Annotated in this window: 16 protein-coding genes; 13 read left to right on the top strand and 3 right to left on the bottom strand. The window is 70.6% G+C overall.

Annotated elements, in window-relative coordinates; all coding sequences use genetic code 11:
- Positions 1 to 76 precede the first annotated feature (76 nt).
- Entirely contained in the window at positions 77 to 748 is a 672-nt protein-coding gene (locus ACZ3YL_RS07710) for a response regulator (RefSeq protein ID WP_063346919.1), read from the bottom strand.
- A gap of 39 nt (positions 749 to 787) precedes the next feature.
- A complete protein-coding gene (locus tag ACZ3YL_RS07705) occupies positions 788 to 1,669 on the bottom strand; it encodes a RecB family exonuclease (RefSeq protein WP_223243172.1) in 882 nt (293 codons plus the stop codon).
- A 213-nt stretch (positions 1,670 to 1,882) separates the two neighbouring features.
- Here ACZ3YL_RS07705 and ACZ3YL_RS07700 point away from each other — a divergent pair, with 213 nt between their 5' ends.
- The 3 genes from ACZ3YL_RS07700 (at position 1,883) to ACZ3YL_RS07690 (ending at position 4,847) form a co-directional block, all read left to right on the top strand.
- A complete protein-coding gene (locus ACZ3YL_RS07700; protein ID WP_317621373.1) occupies positions 1,883 to 3,094 on the top strand; it encodes a site-2 protease family protein in 1,212 nt (403 codons plus the stop codon).
- 48 nt (positions 3,095 to 3,142) lie between these two features.
- Positions 3,143 to 4,102, top strand: a complete 960-nt coding sequence (locus tag ACZ3YL_RS07695) for a tRNA (adenine-N1)-methyltransferase (RefSeq protein ID WP_188308378.1) — start codon at positions 3,143 to 3,145, stop codon at positions 4,100 to 4,102.
- A 130-nt stretch (positions 4,103 to 4,232) separates the two neighbouring features.
- The gene (locus ACZ3YL_RS07690) at positions 4,233 to 4,847 is read left to right on the top strand and encodes a hypothetical protein (RefSeq protein WP_188308377.1); all 615 of its coding nucleotides are present in this window, start codon (positions 4,233 to 4,235) and stop codon (positions 4,845 to 4,847) included.
- Positions 4,848 to 4,851: 4 nt separating this feature from the next.
- On the opposite strand, the gene ACZ3YL_RS07685 is transcribed toward ACZ3YL_RS07690, so the two are convergent.
- Positions 4,852 to 5,157 carry a ferredoxin gene (locus ACZ3YL_RS07685; RefSeq protein WP_188308376.1) on the bottom strand — a complete coding sequence of 102 codons (306 nt, stop codon included), beginning with the start codon at positions 5,155 to 5,157 and terminating at the stop codon, positions 4,852 to 4,854.
- A 284-nt stretch (positions 5,158 to 5,441) separates the two neighbouring features.
- On the opposite strand from ACZ3YL_RS07685, the gene arc reads away from it, so the two are divergent.
- From arc to ACZ3YL_RS07635, 10 genes are all read left to right on the top strand, one after another.
- The gene (arc, locus tag ACZ3YL_RS07680) at positions 5,442 to 7,208 is read left to right on the top strand and encodes a proteasome ATPase (protein WP_188308375.1); all 1,767 of its coding nucleotides are present in this window, start codon (positions 5,442 to 5,444) and stop codon (positions 7,206 to 7,208) included.
- Between the two features lie 226 nt (positions 7,209 to 7,434).
- Positions 7,435 to 8,946, top strand: coding sequence for a depupylase/deamidase Dop (dop, locus tag ACZ3YL_RS07675; RefSeq protein ID WP_188308374.1), 1,512 nt, complete (start codon positions 7,435 to 7,437; stop codon positions 8,944 to 8,946).
- Between the two features lie 183 nt (positions 8,947 to 9,129).
- A complete protein-coding gene (locus ACZ3YL_RS07670; RefSeq protein WP_188308373.1) occupies positions 9,130 to 9,348 on the top strand; it encodes a ubiquitin-like protein Pup in 219 nt (72 codons plus the stop codon).
- Between the two features lie 162 nt (positions 9,349 to 9,510).
- Complete coding sequence (gene prcB, locus ACZ3YL_RS07665; RefSeq protein ID WP_188308372.1) at positions 9,511 to 10,353, top strand: proteasome subunit beta; 843 nt, start codon at positions 9,511 to 9,513, stop codon at positions 10,351 to 10,353.
- A 95-nt stretch (positions 10,354 to 10,448) separates the two neighbouring features.
- The gene (gene prcA / locus ACZ3YL_RS07660; protein WP_188308371.1) at positions 10,449 to 11,210 is read left to right on the top strand and encodes a proteasome subunit alpha; all 762 of its coding nucleotides are present in this window, start codon (positions 10,449 to 10,451) and stop codon (positions 11,208 to 11,210) included.
- A 112-nt stretch (positions 11,211 to 11,322) separates the two neighbouring features.
- Positions 11,323 to 12,684, top strand: a complete 1,362-nt coding sequence (pafA, locus tag ACZ3YL_RS07655; RefSeq protein ID WP_188308370.1) for a Pup--protein ligase — start codon at positions 11,323 to 11,325, stop codon at positions 12,682 to 12,684.
- Positions 12,685 to 12,812: 128 nt separating this feature from the next.
- Complete coding sequence (locus ACZ3YL_RS07650) at positions 12,813 to 13,802, top strand: FKBP-type peptidyl-prolyl cis-trans isomerase (RefSeq protein ID WP_188308369.1); 990 nt, start codon at positions 12,813 to 12,815, stop codon at positions 13,800 to 13,802.
- A 217-nt stretch (positions 13,803 to 14,019) separates the two neighbouring features.
- Positions 14,020 to 15,342 (top strand): FKBP-type peptidyl-prolyl cis-trans isomerase, encoded by a 1,323-nt coding sequence (locus tag ACZ3YL_RS07645; protein WP_188308368.1) that lies wholly within the window; start codon positions 14,020 to 14,022, stop codon positions 15,340 to 15,342.
- 178 nt (positions 15,343 to 15,520) lie between these two features.
- Positions 15,521 to 15,904: an FKBP-type peptidyl-prolyl cis-trans isomerase gene (locus tag ACZ3YL_RS07640; protein ID WP_188308367.1), complete on the top strand. Its 384-nt coding sequence runs from the start codon at positions 15,521 to 15,523 to the stop codon at positions 15,902 to 15,904.
- Between the two features lie 199 nt (positions 15,905 to 16,103).
- Positions 16,104 to 17,078, top strand: a complete 975-nt coding sequence (locus tag ACZ3YL_RS07635) for a helix-turn-helix transcriptional regulator (RefSeq protein WP_188308366.1) — start codon at positions 16,104 to 16,106, stop codon at positions 17,076 to 17,078.
- Positions 17,079 to 17,097 lie beyond the last annotated feature (19 nt).

Here is a 17,097-nt window from a genome sequence, read left to right as displayed (position 1 = left end):
CCACGCACGGCGGCCCGCCCGCTTCCCCCCTGAACCACCGGGGGAAGCGGGCGGGCCGCCGTCACGTTCCGGCCGGCTACAGGGCGCCCGGCCGCACCAGCCCGCTCTCGTAGGCGTACACCGCCGCCTGCACCCGGTCGCGCAGCTGGAGCTTGGTCAGCACATGGCCGACATGGGTCTTCACGGTCGTCTCGCTGACGAACAGCTCGGCCGCGATCTCCGCGTTCGACAACCCGCGCGCCACCAGCTTCAGCACCTCCAACTCCCGCTCGGTCAGCGCGCTCAGCGCCTGCGGCGGCGCCTCCTCGCCCGAGGGCAGCTTGGTGGCGTACATGTCCAGCAGCCGGCGGGTGATGCTCGGCGCCAGCATCGCCGCGCCGTCCGCGACCACCCGGATCGCCTGCACCAGCTCCTCCGCCGGGACGTCCTTCAGCAGGAAGCCGCTGGCACCCGCGCGCAGCGCCTCCACCACGTACTCGTCCAGGTCGAAGGTGGTCAGCACCAGCACCTTGGCCGGCCCGTCGCGGCCCGGACCGGCGATCCGGCGGGTCGCCTCGACGCCGTCCATCCGCGGCATCCGGATGTCCATCAGCACCACGTCGGGCTGCAGCGCCCGCACCTGGTCCAGCGCCTGCTGGCCGTCGCCGGCCTCGCCGACCACCACCAGGTCGGACTCGGCCTCCAGGATCATCCGGAAACCGGTGCGCAGCAGCGGCTGGTCGTCGACCAGCAGCACACGGATCGTCACTAGGACTCCTTGTTCATCGGATCCCCCGTGGGATCGCTCTCATCCGACGTACGGGCCTGTGCTGGCCTGCACTGGCAGCGGGTACGGCGGCGGGGTGCCGCCGAACTCCGGGCAGCTGGCCTGGTGGTCGCACCAGTCGCAGAGCCGGTTGCGGGTCGCCGGGAAGTCCCCGGTGGCCACCGCCTGGGCGATCCGCTCCCACAGCGCCTGCAGCTTGCGCTCCACCGCGAGCAGGTCGGCCTCGTCCGGGTCGTAGCTGACCACGTCCCCGCCGCCGCCCAGGTAGACCAGCTGGAGGCGCTTGGGGATCACGCCCTTCCAGCGCCACACCACCAGCGCGTAGAACTTCATCTGGAACATCGCCTTGCCCTCGAAGTCCCGGGAGGGCGCCCGGCCGGTCTTGTAGTCCACCAGCCGGACCTCACCGGTGGGGGCGACGTCCACCCGGTCGATGTAGCCGCGCAGCAGCAGCCCCGACTCCAGGGCCGTCTCCACGTACAGCTCCCGCTCCACCGGGTGCAGCCGGGTCGGGTCCTCCAGCCGGAACCACTGGCCGACCAGCTTCTCGGCGTCCGCCAGCCAGCGGGTCAGCGCCGCGCCGTCCGGGTCGTCCGGGAACAGCGAGCCCAGCTCCGGGCGCTCGCCCAGCAGCCGCTCCCACTGCGGGCGCAGCAGGCCCAGCGCCCGCTCGGGCGTCCGCTCGGTCGCCGGGCTGTCGAACAGCCGCTCCAGCACGGCGTGCACCAGCGTGCCCCGGGTCGCCGCCTGGCTCGGCGGCTCGGGCAGCCGGTCGATCACCCGCAGCCGGTACAGCAGGGGACAGGTGAGGAAGTCCCCCGCGCGGGACGGGGACAGCCCGGTCGGGGGCGCCGCCGGGCGCGCCGGTGCCGCGGCGGCGCTGCTGGTGTCGGTCTGCTGCATGACTACGACCCTATTGCCCTTCGCTGTCATCCCGCTGCCACCGAGCTGCCGCCCGGGCCTTTCCCGGGACCGGCCCCGGGAACGCCCGGGGCCGGTCCGAGCCCGCCCCAGTGGGTATGAAGGCTGACAGAGGGGCGCGCGGCACCCAGTGGCCGCGATCACGTAGCGTGGGCGCACCGGGGGCACCACGGGCGAACGACCGAAGGGATCACGGTGAGCGACACCAGGGGGCAGCAGACCTCCGACCAGCCACCGCAGGACGGCGACCGCCCGGGCCGGCAGCCGCCGGAACGCGGCGGCGGGCTCCTGATGGGGCGCCCCTTCGGGGTGCCCGTCTACGTCACCCCGTCCTGGTTCGTCATCGCCGCCCTGATCACCTGGGTGTTCGGCGGGCAGCTCGGCGACGTCCTGCCCGAACTCGGCAGCGGCGTGCGCTATCTGCTGGCCTTCTGCTTCGCGGTCGCCTTCTACGCCTCCGTGCTGGTGCACGAACTCGCCCACACCCTGGTCGCGCTGCGTTACAAGCTCGGGGTGCGGCGGATCCAGCTGCAGTTCTTCGGCGGCGTCTCCGAGATCGAGAACGAGGCCGAGAGCCCCTGGCGGGAGTTCTGGCTGGCCTTCGTCGGCCCGCTACTGTCGCTGGTGCTCGGCGGCGTCTTCTACCTCGCGCTGCGCGCCGTCGAACTGTCCAGCGTGCCCGGGGTGCTGCTCACCGGCCTGATGGTCTCCAACCTGGTGGTGGCCGCCTTCAACCTGCTGCCCGGCCTGCCGCTGGACGGCGGCCGGATGCTGCGCGCCGTGGTCTGGGCGGTCAGCGGCAAGGCGATGACCGGCACGGTGGCGGCGGCCTGGATCGGCCGGGCGCTGGCGGTCGTGCTGCTGTTCGGCCTGCCGCTGGTCAACGCCTCACGCGGCACCGAAGTCAGCACCACCGACACCCTGGTGGACGCGGTGCTGGCCGCCGTGCTGGCCGCGATCATCTGGAACGGCGCCACCGGGAGCCTGCGCAACGCCCGGCTCAAGGCGGCGCTGCCCGAGCTGCGGCTGCGCGACTTCGCCCGCCGCACCGTCGAGGTCACCGCCGACACCCCGCTCGGCGAGGCGATGCGCCGCGCCCACGAGGCCCAGGCCGGCGCGGTCGTGGTGGTGGACGGCCGGGGCGACCCGATCGGCATCGTCCGGGAGTCCGCGGTACGGACCGTACCGGAGCACCGCCGGCCCTGGGTGTCCGTGGGCCCGCTCTCCCGCGACCTCGAACCGGGGCTGCGGCTGGACGCCGACCTCGGCGGCGAGGACCTGCTGCGGGCCATCCAGGCCACCCCGGCGGGGGAGTACCTGGTGGTCGAGGCGGACGGCCGGGTGTACGGTGTGGCCGCCCTCACCGACATCGAGCAGCGCCTGACCGCGGCCGTGTCCGGCCGGTGACCAGGCCCTGGTGAGGTGGAGCGGCCCGCTTCCCTTAGGATTGGCCGCATGTCCGAACCGACCGGTGCCGCCCGCCGACGCGGGCCCTTCCAGGTCGGGGACCAGGTCCAGCTGACCGACCCCAAGGGTCGCCACTACACGTTCACGCTCCAGGCCGGGAACCAGTTCCACACCCACAAGGGTGCGTTCCCGCACGACGAGCTGATCGGCGCTCCCGAAGGCACGGTCGTGCGCACCACGGGGAACGTCCCGTACCTCGCGCTGCGCCCCCTGCTCCCCGACTACGTCCTGTCCATGCCCCGCGGCGCCGCCGTGATCTACCCCAAGGACGCGGGGCAGATCCTGGCCATGGCCGACATCTTCGCCGGTGCCCGGGTGATCGAGGCGGGTGTCGGCTCGGGCGCGCTCAGCATGTACCTGCTGCGCGCCGTCGGAGAGCAGGGCATGCTGGCCTCCTACGAGCGCCGGCAGGACTTCGCGGACATTGCCCAGGGCAACGTCGAGCGCTACTTCGGCGGCCCGCACCCGGCGTGGAAGCTGACCGTCGGCGACCTCCAGGACAACCTGGTCGAGACCGACGTCGACCGCGTCATCCTCGACATGCTGGCGCCCTGGGAGTGCCTGGACGTCGCCTCCCAGGCGCTCGTGCCCGGCGGCCTCATCTGCTGCTACGTGGCCACCACCACGCAGATGTCCAAGACCGTCGAGGCACTGCGCGACCACGGCACCTTCACCGAGCCGCAGGCCTGGGAGACCATGGTCCGCACCTGGCACCTGGAGGGCCTGGCCGTCCGCCCGGACCACCGGATGATCGGCCACACCGGCTTCCTGCTCACCGCCCGCCGCCTGGCGGACGGCGTCGAGCCGCCGCTGCGCCGCCGCCGCCCGGCCAAGGGCGCCTACGGCGAGGACTACGACAACGGGACGCCCGAGCCGTCCCTGCAGGAGCGCGCCGCGGCCCGCAAGGCCGCCCGTGACACCGACGCGGTCCAGCCCGACCTGGGCTGAGTCCGGACCCGAACACCAGGGGTGGTGCGAGCATCGGCTCGCACCACCCCTTTCGTCTGCGCCCGCGACGGTGTGGGACGATGCTCGCTCACACGCAGACCAGCTCCTGGAGCTCTGGAGGGGACGCCTGGTGGAGACCGCGGTCGGGACGACGGCGACGGCTGGACAGCAGACACCGCAGGGCCCCACCCGGCCCGGTCACGCGCGCACCACCCCCTGGCACTGGGCCCTGGCCCTGGCCGGCTGCGGCGCGGTGGTGGCCGCCGCACTCGCCGCCTCCCCGGCGACCGGCACCCCGCTGCCGGCCCGCGGCGGCACCCCCAAGGCGCTCGCCGCGAGCGCCGCCCCCGATCCGGCCAAGGCCCAACTGCCCATGGACTGCGGCCCGTTCCCGGTCAAGACGGTGCTCAGGGTGCCCGCCGACCTGGGAGACGGCCACCCTGGTACGGTCGTCGCCGCGCACTGCGACACCGACACCGGCACCCCGCCGGACTCCGTCTACCTGCTCGGCTTCGGCCCGGACGGGCGCCCGGCAGTGGTCGCCACCCTGCTGACCGACCGCGAGAACCTGACCCTGAACCGGCTCGCGGTGCGCTCCGACGGCGCCATCACCGGCCACGCGCAGGGGTATTCGAGCGACGACGTGCCGCGCTTCCGGCCCGACGTCTCACTGGACCTCACCTGGACGCACAAGGGCGGCGGCTGGGTACGCTCCCAGTCCGCCGCCCCGGTCTCCGCCGTCTGAACGGCTATTCGGCGTCCGGTCCGTAGACCTCGACCCGGTCGGTGACCCGGCGCACGTGGATGCAGTCGCCGGGGCACTCCTTGGCCGAGTCCACCACGTCCTGAAGCAGCGTCAGCGGCACCGGGGCGGTCTCCCCGGGCTGCTGGCGCAGTTCGTCGTCCTGGCCCTTGACGTACGCGAGTCCGTCGATGTCCAGCTCGAAGACCTCGGGTGCGTACTGGACGCAGATGCCGTCGCCGGTGCACAGATCCTGGTCGATCCACACCTCCAGCTCCTCGCCCGCCGTCGCGGTCTGCTCGGTCACCGACATGTCCCCTGCCGTTTCTGTCCCGGGTCGCCCCTATTCCTGGAGCAATCCCGCCATTCGTACAACGATCGGACCCAGCACCGCGGTCGCGATCGGATATCACTTCGCTCGACGATACATCTGGCCCGCTTTGGGTGGTGAGCGGTGGGTATCCCCTTAGCAGAGGGGAAGCACGCTGGGGCGAAGATCGGACACGCCCGTTCCATCTTTCTTGATCTAGGGGTTTACGGACCCCTGGTCCCAGGTAGGGTCTGGAAGCGTCCAGCTCCCCGGAGGAGGTGAGGACCGTGGCAGCCCACGATGACGACTACAACCGCAGCACCGGCAGGCCCGCTCGTGGTTCCGACGAGGCCGCTCAGGTCTCGTACCTTGAGCAGGAAATCGCCGTACTGCGCCGCAAGCTCGCCGACTCGCCGCGCAATTCGAGAATCCTCGAAGAGCGGATCGTCGAGCTCCAGACCAACCTGGCCGGCGTGACCGCCCAGAACGAACGACTCGCCTCCACCCTGCGCGAGGCCCGCGACCAGATCGTGGCCCTCAAGGAGGAAGTGGACCGGCTGGCACAGCCCCCGGCCGGTTTCGGCACCTTCCTCGTGGCGAACGAGGACGGTACCGCCGACATCTTCACCGGCGGTCGCAAGCTCCGCGTCAACGTCAGTCCGAACGTCGCCCTCGACGAACTGCGGCGCGGCCAGGAGGTGATGCTCAACGAGGCCCTCAACATCGTGGACGCGATGGCCTTCGAGCGCATCGGCGAGATCGTCACCCTCAAGGAGATCCTCGAGGACGGCGAACGCGCCCTGGTCGTCGGCCACACCGACGAGGAGCGCGTGGTGCGCCTCGCCGAACCGCTGCGCGAGGTCACCATCCGGGCGGGGGACGCCCTGTTGCTGGAGCCCCGCTCCGGCTACGTGTACGAGGTGGTGCCGAAGTCCGAGGTCGAGGAGCTGGTCCTCGAGGAGGTCCCGGACATCGACTACCGGCAGATCGGCGGCCTGAGCAACCAGATCGAGCTGATCCGCGACGCGGTCGAACTGCCGTACCTGCACGCCGACCTCTTCAAGGAGTACGAGCTGCGCCCGCCCAAGGGCGTGTTGCTCTACGGCCCGCCCGGCTGCGGCAAGACGCTGATCGCCAAGGCGGTCGCCAACTCGCTGGCCAAGAAGGTCGCCGAGGTCACCGGCCGCCCCCAGGGGAAGAGCTACTTCCTCAACATCAAGGGCCCCGAGCTGCTCAACAAGTACGTGGGCGAGACCGAGCGGCAGATCCGCCTGGTCTTCCAGCGGGCCCGGGAGAAGGCGAGCGAGGGCACGCCCGTCATCGTCTTCTTCGACGAGATGGAGTCGCTGTTCCGCACCCGCGGTTCCGGTGTCAGCTCGGACGTGGAGAACACCATCGTCCCGCAGCTGCTCGCCGAGATCGACGGCGTGGAGGGCCTGGAGAACGTCATCGTCATCGGCGCCTCGAACCGCGAGGACATGATCGACCCGGCGATCCTGCGGCCCGGCCGGCTGGACGTCAAGATCAAGATCGAGCGCCCGGACGCCGAGGCCGCGAAGGACATCTTCTCCAAGTACCTCAAGGACTCGCTGCCGTTCCACCCGGACGACCTCAAGGAGCACGACGGCTCCGTCGGGGCCACGGTGGCGGCGATGATCCAGTCGGTCGTGGAGCGGATGTACTCGGAGACCGAGGAGAACCGCTTCCTGGAGGTCACCTACGCCAACGGTGACAAGGAGGTCCTGTTCTTCAAGGACTTCAACTCCGGCGCCATGATCCAGAACATCGTCGACCGCGCGAAGAAGATGGCCATCAAGGACTTCCTCGACCACGGTCAGCGCGGTCTGCGCGTCTCCCACCTGCTCGCCGCCTGCGTGGACGAGTTCAAGGAGAACGAGGACCTGCCCAACACCACCAACCCGGACGACTGGGCCCGCATCTCCGGCAAGAAGGGCGAGCGGATCGTCTTCATCCGCACGCTGGTCACCGGCAAGCAGGGCGCCGAGTCCGGTCGCTCGATCGACACTGTCGCCAACACGGGGCAGTACCTGTAAGCACGCGGTTGTCCGGGCCGCCAGCGGTCCCCGGAGCTGTACGCACACCGTCCGGCTGTGGCGCCTCGCGGCCCCGCAGCCGGACGGCGCGTCTCGGGGGCCCGCCGGTCGGCGCGGAAATAGGCTCGACCCACCGTCCGCGGGCAGACGTCCGGCGCCGGTGTTGTCCAGCGGAAGTCAGTGTGTTCCGTCCGTCGGGGGCGGCGCACCGGGCAAGGAGGGCCGCATGACCGTACGGCGCGTGATGGGAATCGAGACCGAGTACGGGATCTCCGTGCCCGGGCACCCCAACGCCAACGCCATGCTCACCTCGTCCCAGATCGTCAACGCCTACGCGGCGGCGATGCACCGGGCACGGCGGGCCCGCTGGGACTTCGAGGAGGAGAACCCGCTGCGCGACGCGCGGGGCTTCGACCTCGCGCGCGAGGTGGCGGACGCCAGCCAGCTGACCGACGAGGACATCGGCCTCGCCAACGTCATCCTCACCAACGGGGCCCGGTTCTACGTGGACCACGCGCACCCCGAGTACAGCTCGCCCGAGGTGACCAACCCGCGCGACGCCGTGCTGTGGGACAAGGCCGGCGAGCGGATCATGGCCGCCGCCGCGCAACGCGCGCTGGAGCTGCCCAACGGGCAGAACATCCACCTGTACAAGAACAACACCGACAACAAGGGCGCCTCCTACGGCACCCACGAGAACTACCTGATGAAGCGGTCGACGCCGTTCGCCGACATCGTCCGCCATCTCACCCCGTTCTTCGTCTCCCGCCAGGTGGTCACCGGCGCCGGCCGGGTCGGCATCGGCCAGGACGGCTCGTCGAACGGCTTCCAGATCAGCCAGCGGGCGGACTACTTCGAGGTCGAGGTCGGCCTGGAGACCACCCTCAAGCGCCCGATCATCAACACCCGGGACGAACCGCACGCCGACGCCGAGAAGTACCGCCGGCTGCACGTGATCATCGGGGACGCCAACCTCTCCGAGATCTCCACCTACCTCAAACTGGGCACCACCTCGCTGGTCCTGGCGATGATCGAGGACTCCTTCATCGCCTCCGACCTCGCCGTCGACCAGCCGGTGCGCACCCTGCACCGGGTCTCCCACGACCCGACCCTCAAGCACCTGATCACCCTGCGCAACGGGCGCAAGCTCACCGCCGTCCAACTGCAGCTGGAGTACTTCGAACTGGCCCGCAAGTACGTCGAGGACCGCTTCGGCACCGACGCCGACGAGCAGACCATGGACGTGCTGGCCCGCTGGGAGGACGTGCTGGGGCGGCTGGAGCGCGATCCGATGTCGCTCTCCAAGCAGCTGGACTGGATCGCCAAGCGGGAGATCCTGGAGGGCTACCGCAGTCGGGACGCCCTGGACTGGGACAACCCGCGGCTGCACCTGGTCGACCTCCAGTACAGCGACGTACGGGCCGAGAAGGGCCTCTACAACCGCCTGGTGGCCCGCGGCAGGTTCGAGCGGCTGCTGACCGAGGAGGAGGTCGAGCGGGCCGTCACCAAGCCCCCGGAGGACACCAGGGCGTACTTCCGCGGGCGCTGCCTGGAGCAGTACGCGGAGCACGTCGCGGCGGCCTCCTGGGACTCGGTGATCTTCGACCTGCCGGGCCGGGACTCGTTGCAGCGGGTGCCCACGCTGGAGCCGCTGCGCGGCACCCGCAACCACGTCAAGGAGCTGCTGGACCGCTGCCGCACGGCGGAGGACCTGCTGCGCGTCCTGGCCGGCGGGTAACTTTTCGATCACCACGGGTGAACGTCCGCCGAATGGGAATCATCCGGGGTGGCAGCGGGTGTTGGACAGGAAGCGCCACCGGCAAACCGGGAGCGGTAGTCGCACCTTGTGTATAGGGTCGGTGCCAACCGGCAACGACCGACCGACCAAACCGTGCCAGACGATTCGAGCGGGGTGAGGGAAATGGCGAGCAAGGACACCGGCGGCGGCCAGCAGCGGGCAAACCGTTCCTCCGAGGAGGTCGAGGAGCAGGTCGCGGAAACCCAGAATTCCGAGGACCTCAAGGAGCGCCAGGAAAAGCTGAGCGACGACGTCGACGCGGTGCTGGACGAAATCGACGAAGTGCTCGAGTCGAACGCCGAGGATTTCGTCCGGGGATTCGTTCAGAAGGGCGGGCAATAGCCCGTCCCCGGTCATCGGGAATTCACGGTCGTGACCGTCCGGGACGGTCGGGCGGCGTTGTCCGCCCGGCCGTCCCGGCACCGGCCCCTCCACGCGTGGACGTTGATCGTCGGCGGGTAGGGTGCGGGCAAGGCGCGCTTCAAGCTACCTGGAAGGAATCGTGTGGAAGCCAACACTCGTGGCACCGGGCGTCTACCGGCTGCCTTCCTGACCCCGGGGTCCTCCTCGTTCCTCGACTTCCTCGCCGAGCACAAGCCGGAGCTGCTCCCCGGCCTCCGCGGGCTCCCCGGGGGAGCCGTGGTCGAGGCCCCGCACGGGACCACGATCGTGGCCGCGGTCTTCGACGGCGGCGTGGTGATCGCCGGTGACCGCCGGGCGACCATGGGCAACGTCATCGCCCAGCGCGACATCGAGAAGGTGTTCCCGGCCGACGAGTACAGCGCGGTCGGCATCGCCGGCACCGCCGGCCTCGCGATCGAGATGGTCCGGCTGTTCCAGCTGGAGCTGGAGCACTACGAGAAGATCGAGGGCACCACGCTCTCCCTGGAGGGCAAGGCCAACCGGCTCACCACCATGATCCGGGGCAACCTGGGCATGGCGATGCAGGGTCTCGCGGTGGTCCCGGTGTTCGCCGGCTACGACGTCGACCTCGGCCGCGGCCGGATCTTCAACTACGACGTCACCGGCGGGCGCTCCGAGGAGCGCGGCTTCGCCGCCACCGGCTCGGGCTCGGTCTTCGCCCGCGGTTCCCTGAAGAAGCTCTACCGCGATGACCTGACGGCCGACCAGGCCGTCACCCTGGTCGTCCAGGCGCTCTACGACGCGGCGGACGACGACTCAGCCACCGGCGGCCCGGACCTGGCCCGCAAGATCTTCCCGATCGTCTCGCTGATCACCGCGGACGGCTTCCGCCGGCTCACCGACGCGGAGGTCGCGGAGATCGCGATCGCCATCACGGACGAGCGTCTGACCCGGCCCAACGGCCCGCAGGCCCCGCTGATGTAGGGAGGTCTTGTGGATCTTGTCGGACCAGGCGGACCCGGCAGAGTTCCACCAGACGCCCCCTGAGCCATCACCTCACAGGAAAGGGACGACCGCCGGTGTCGACACCGTTCTACGTCTCGCCCCAGCAGGCCATGGCGGACCGCGCGGAGTACGCCCGCAAGGGCATCGCGCGCGGCCGCAGCGTGGTCGTGCTCACCTACGCCGACGGCATCGTCTTCGTCGCCGAGAACACCTCCAGGGCGCTCCACAAGGTCTCCGAGATCTACGACAAGATCGCCTTCGCGGCGGTCGGCCGCTACAACGAGTTCGAGAACCTGCGCATCGGCGGCGTCCGCTACGCCGACCTGCGCGGCTACTCCTACGACCGGGCCGACGTCACCGCCCGCGGCCTGGCCAACGTGTACGCCCAGACCCTGGGCACCATCTTCTCCTCGGTCGGCGAGAAGCCGTACGAGGTCGAACTGATCGTCGCCGAGGTCGGCCGCACCGCGGACAACGACCAGATCTACCGGCTCACGCCGGACGGTTCGGTCGTCGACGAGAAGAACTACGTCGTGGTCGGCGGCAACGCCGACTCGATCGGCAACTACCTGGGCCAGCGCCACCGCGTCGGCCTGAGCCTCACCGAGGCGGTGAAGGTCGCCGTCGACTCGCTCGCCCGCGACCCCAACGGGGGCAGCCCGCGCGCCCTCACCCCGGAACAGCTGGAGGTCGCGGTCCTCGACCGCCAGCGGTTCCAGCAGCGCAAGTTCAAGCGGATCCTGGGCAACCAGCTCAGCCGGCTGCTCGACGGGGACCAGTCCGCCGAGGCGGACGACGAGGAGAAGCCGGCGGCCACCCCGCCGTCGAACGAGTAGTGCCTGTGGAGTCCCGTGCGCCGAGACGATCGCCGCACGGGACTCCGGTGCCCCTGCGACGCACGACGTCGTGGAGGCGGTTTCGGACAGCTCCGACCAGATAGGAGTGCTCATGGACCGCCGGATTTTCGGGCTGGAGAACGAGTACGGCGTGACCTGTACGTTCCGCGGGCAGCGGCGGCTGTCGCCGGACGAGGTCGCGCGGTACCTGTTCCGCCGGGTCGTCTCCTGGGGCCGCAGCAGCAACGTCTTCCTGCGCAACGGCGCCCGGCTCTACCTCGACGTCGGCTCTCACCCCGAGTACGCCACCCCCGAGTGCGACGACGTGACCGAGCTGGTCACCCACGACAAGGCGGGCGAGCGGATCCTCGAAGGACTCCTGGTGGACGCCGAACGGCGGCTGCACGAGGAGGGCATCGCGGGGGACGTCTACCTCTTCAAGAACAACACCGACTCGGCCGGCAACTCCTACGGCTGCCACGAGAACTACCTGGTGGCCCGGCACGGCGAGTTCTCCCGGCTGGCCGACGTGCTCATCCCCTTCCTGGTGACCCGCCAGCTGATCTGCGGCGCGGGCAAGGTGCTGCAGACCCCGCGCGGCGCGGTCTACTGCGTCAGCCAGCGGGCCGAGCACATCTGGGAGGGCGTCAGCTCCGCCACCACCCGCTCCCGCCCGATCATCAACACCCGGGACGAGCCGCACGCGGACGCCGAGCGCTACCGCCGGCTGCACGTGATCGTCGGCGACTCCAACATGTCCGAGACCACCACCCTGCTCAAGGTGGGCTCCACCGACCTGGTGCTGCGGCTGATCGAGGCCGGCGTGGTGATGCGCGACCTCACCCTGGAGAACCCGATCCGGGCGATCCGCGAGGTCAGCCACGACCTCACCGGCACCCACCAGGTGCGGCTCGCCAACGGCCGGGAGGCCAGCGCGCTGGACATCCAGGAGGAGTACTACACCAAGGCCCTGGAGTTCGCCGACCGCAAGGGGATCAACACCGGGACCATCGCCCAGGTGCTCGAGCTGTGGGGCCGCACCCTGGAGGCCGTCCGCACCGAGCGGCTGGACGAGGTGGCCACCGAGATCGACTGGATCATGAAGTACAAGCTCATCGAGCGCTACCGCGAGAAGCACCAGATGAGCATGTCCAACCCGCGGGTGGCCCAGATCGACCTGGCGTACCACGACATCCACCGCCGCCGCGGCCTGTTCTACCTGCTCCAGGGCAAGGGCCAGGCGAAGCGGGTGACCACCGACCTCAAGACCTTCGAGGCCAAGTCGATCCCGCCGCAGACCACCCGGGCCCGGCTGCGCGGGGACTTCATCCGCCGGGCGCAGGAGCAGCGCCGGGACTTCACGGTGGACTGGGTGCACCTGAAGCTGAACGACCAGGCGCAGCGCACGGTCCTGTGCAAGGACCCGTTCCGTTCGGTGGACGAGCGGGTGGAGAAGCTGATCGCGGGCATGTGACCGTGAGGCGTGCGCCGTGATCCACGCGTTGACCGGCCCCGGTGGTGTCTACCGGGGCCGGACGCATGCCGGGCATACGCTGTCCGTCGATTCGGGGGAGCCGACTTCGACCGACAGTTAGGACCACCGTGCGCCGCACCGCCGGTTTGCTTCTCACCCTGCCGTTGCTGCTGGCGGTCGCCTGCAGCAGCTCGCCCAAGGCGGCCGGCCCGGCGACGCCGTCCACCGCGACTGCCGCCCCGACCGTGCCGGCACCGGTGAGCGAGGCCTCCCCGATGCCCACTCTTTCGGGTGGCGGATTCGGCAGCAAGGCCACCATCACCATCCCCGAGGGCCAGCAGCCCAGCGGCCAGTTCGTGGTGAACACGGTGACCGACGGGGAGCGGTCGACGGTCAACAAGGGCGACTGGGTGACCGTCAACTACACGGCGAAGGACTGGACCACCGGCAAGGACCTGCCCAGCTCGTACGACGACAACGGCAAGCCGCAGCTCTACCAGGCGGGCAGCGGGCAGCTGGTGCCCGCGCTGGACCAGACCGTGATCGACAAGAAGGTCGGCACCCGGCTGCTGGTGGTGGCCCCGCCGGCGGCGGCCTTCGGCGAGCAGGGCTCCACCCAGCTGGGCGTCAACAAGGGCGACACCGTGGTGTTCGTGCTGGACATCGTGGAGGCCCTGCCGCAGGACTCCACCCTGACCGGGGCCATGACCCAGCCGGCCGCGACCCTGCCGCAGGTCAAGGACAACGGCAAGGCGCCGGTGGGGATCACCATCCCGGCCGGGCAGGCCGCGCCCACCGACCTCCAGCAGGCGGTGCTGATCAAGGGCGAGGGCAAGCAGGTCAAGAGCGGCCAGACCCTGGTGGTGCAGTACACCGGGGTGCTGTGGAGCAACGGGCAGCAGTTCGACGCCTCCTGGACCCACGGCGGCGCCCAGGCGGTGCAGATCGGCACCGGCAGCGTGATCGAGGGCTGGGACAAGGGCCTGGTCGGGCAGAACGTGGGGAGCCGGGTGCTGCTGGTGGTGCCCCCGGCGCTGGGGTACAAGGACCAGGCGCAGGGCTCGGTTCCGCCGAACTCCACGCTGGTCTTCGTGATCGACATTCTCGAAGCGGTCTAGCGGGCGGTCTAGGAAGTCGCCGGGAGAATTCCGTACGCTTGGGCGGACGCTCGTACAACGAAGCGTCCGCCCTCATCCTGAGCTGTCATACTGCCCTCGCACTGTGGCAGGCGCCGCCCGGCGCCGGGGTCCGGGGCGGACGGGTACGGCGACAGGCCGGCGCTCACCACGCCGGGCGCAGACCTGGAAGACCTCGTGGCGAGATGGATGGGGAGTCATGACTGAGAAGACGCCGAGCCCGGGCGGGGCCGGCACCGCGGCTAACGACAGCTCTGCGGGTGACCCGGCCGCCTCCCGTCCCGGCGGCCAGATCGCCGCGGACCGCGAGTCGATCGTCGTTCCCCCGGCGATCCTCGCGCAGCAGGCCGGCTGGGCGCAGCCCGGCGACAAGCCGCGTGCGACGGGCAGGTCCAAGAACGACGAGGACGACGCCCCGCAGATCTTCGCCAGCAGCGTGCGCAAGGCCGACAGCTCGGAGGCCGGGTACGACGAGAACCCGCCCGGTGTGGGCAAGCTGGGCGTGATCCTCGGCACGGTGATCGCCCTGCTGCTGGTCGGCAGCGGTGTGACGCTGTACATGGTGAACAAGGACTCCTCGAAGGACACCTCCGCGGCGGCCCAGCCCGACGCGACGAAGTCCGCGCCGCCCACGCCGACCGCCGAGCCGGTCCCGCCGATCAAGGACAGCGCCAAGGTGCTGCCGACCGTCACCGGTGACTTCGGCAAGAAGGCCGAGATCCAGGTGCCGGGCGAGGCCTCCGACGGCTCCTTCGTGGTGAAGGTGCTGTCCGAGGGCACCGGCCCCAAGGTGGACAAGAACACCTGGACCTCGGTGGACTACACCGCCAAGGACTGGAACACCGGCAAGGACATCCCGAGCTCGTACGACAACAACGGCAAGCCGCAGATCTTCCAGGCCGGCACCGACTCGCTGATCCCCGCGCTGGACCAGGCCGTGATGGGGAAGAAGGCCGGCAGCCGCCTGCTGGTGGTGGCCCCGCCGGCGGCCGGCTTCGGCTCCCAGGGCAAGCCGGACATGTCGATCGGCCCCAAGGACAACCTGATCTTCGTGATCGACGTCCGCAACGCCAACGCGCCCGACGCCGTGGTGAGCGGTACCGTCACCCCGCCGCCGGCGGACTTCCCGCAGGTCAAGGACAACGGCAAGAAGCCGGCGGACATCACCCCGGTGGCCGGCGCCAAGGACCCGACCGAGCTGAAGACCCACGTCCTGATCAAGGGCACCGGGCCGGCGGTGGAGAAGGGCGAGAAGGTCGTCGTCCAGTACACCGGCGCGCTGGCCAAGGACGGCAAGGTCTTCGACTCCTCGCTCAGCAAGGGCCAGGCGTTCTCCTTCCCGGTCGGTGGCGGCCAGGTCATCCAGGGCTGGGACCAGGGGCTGGTCGGCCAGACCGTCGGCAGCCGGGTCGAGCTGGTGATCCCGGCCTCGCTGGGCTACGGGGACAAGGGCCAGGGCGACATCCCGCCCGGCGCGACCCTGGTCTTCGTGGTGGACATCCTGGACGCCGGTCAGGGCTGACCCGCTTTCGGGTGACAATGGTGTGCGTGTGACCTTCGGGGCCGGCCGCGTGGCCGTGTCCTGACGGGCGGCGGGCGCCCGTACCGTGGTCCTCCCCGTACCTTGTGGTCGGGTGGACCGGGTGCGGGCGTCCGCCGCTTGGTCGTGTAGGGAATTGCGAAACGTGAGAAGAGGGACCATGGCTGTGAACCTGAACGAGAAGCCCGAGATCGACTTCCCGATCGGCGACGCTCCGACCGAGCTGCAGATCCGCGACATCGTCGTCGGTGACGGTGCCGAGGCCAAGCCGGGTCAGAACGTCAGCGTCCGCTACGTCGGCGTGACCTTCGAGACCGGCGAGGAGTTCGACGCGAGCTGGAACCGGAGCCCCAACGAGTTCCGCTTCCCGCTGGGCGGCGGCCGGGTCATCAAGGGCTGGGACCAGGGCGTCGTGGGCATGAAGGTCGGCGGTCGTCGCGAGCTGACCATCCCGTCGCACCTGGCGTACGGCGCCCAGTCGCCGACCTCGGCGATCCCGCCGCACTCGACCCTGATCTTCGTGGTCGACCTGCTGGCCGTCTGAGGCTGCTCCGACCTCGGGCCGGACCCCTTCGGGGGCCCGGCCCGAGGCCGTTTCCGGGCCCGAACGGCACCCCGTGGGGACCGGGCCCGGGACGCGGCTTTTGCAGTGCGTACCGCTACCGGTACGGTCGGTCCCGCCGGGTGAGGATCGCCCGGTTGGCGCACCCCGCGCGCGGCGCGGCACACCGGAAGGGTCAGCGATGGCGATCGCCAAGGCAGAGCGGCTGATGAATCTCGCCCTGTGCCTGATGAACACCAGACGTCCGCTCTCCAAGAAGGAGCTGCGGGAATCCATCGAGGCGTACCGGGAAGCCTGGCAGAACAGCAGCGAGGACGCCTTCAACCGGATGTTCGAGCGGGACAAGGACGACCTGCGCGAGCTCGGCCTGGTGATCGACGTCGACGAGAGCGCGCTGGACGGCGAACTCGGCTACCTCGCCCGCCCCGACCGCAACCGGCTGCCGGAGATCGCGCTGGACGCCGAGGAGGCCGCCGCGCTGACCCTGGCCGCCAGGGTCTGGCAGCAGGCCAAGATGTCCGGCGCCGCCAGCGGGGCGCTGCAGAAGCTGCGCGCGGCCGGGGTGCCGTTCACCGAGCCCGAGGGCCGTACCGCCCTGGAGCCGCGCATCCCCGCCCGGGAGGCCGCGTTCGAGCCGCTGCTCACCGCCGCCCGGGACCGCCGCCCGGTCACCTTCGAGTACCGCAAGGCCGGCGCCGCCGCCGTCGAGCAGCGCAGCGTCGAGCCGTGGGCGCTGGAGTGCTGGCGCGGGCACTGGTACCTGGCCGGGTACGACCGGGACCGCGGCGACGCCCGGGTGTTCCGGCTCAGCCGGATCACCGGCAAGGTGAAGGCCAAGGGCGGAGCCTTCCTCGGCACGGTGCCGGAGCACGTGGACGTCCGCGCCACCGTGGCCAAGTTCGCCGGTGAGGGGGCCACCGCCACCGCGACCGTCCGGGTCCGCCGCGGCGCCGGCTTCCCGCTGCGCACCAAGGCGCTGGGCAGCACCCGGGTCGACGAGGCCTGGGACGAGCTGGAGATCCCGTACGGCAACGGGCTGGGCGCCGACCTGGCGGAGTTCGGGCCGGACGTGCTGGTGCTCGGGCCGGAGGAGCTGCGGGCGGATGTGGTCGACCGGCTGCGGGCGGTCGCGGGGCTTGAAGGAGTGGGCGCGTGAGTGAGCGAAGCGAGCGAAC

Source organism: Kitasatospora sp. NPDC023176, assembly GCF_055560495.1.
The sequence above is the reverse complement of the archived record's forward strand: the minus strand, read 5'-3'. Positions and strand labels throughout refer to the sequence as shown.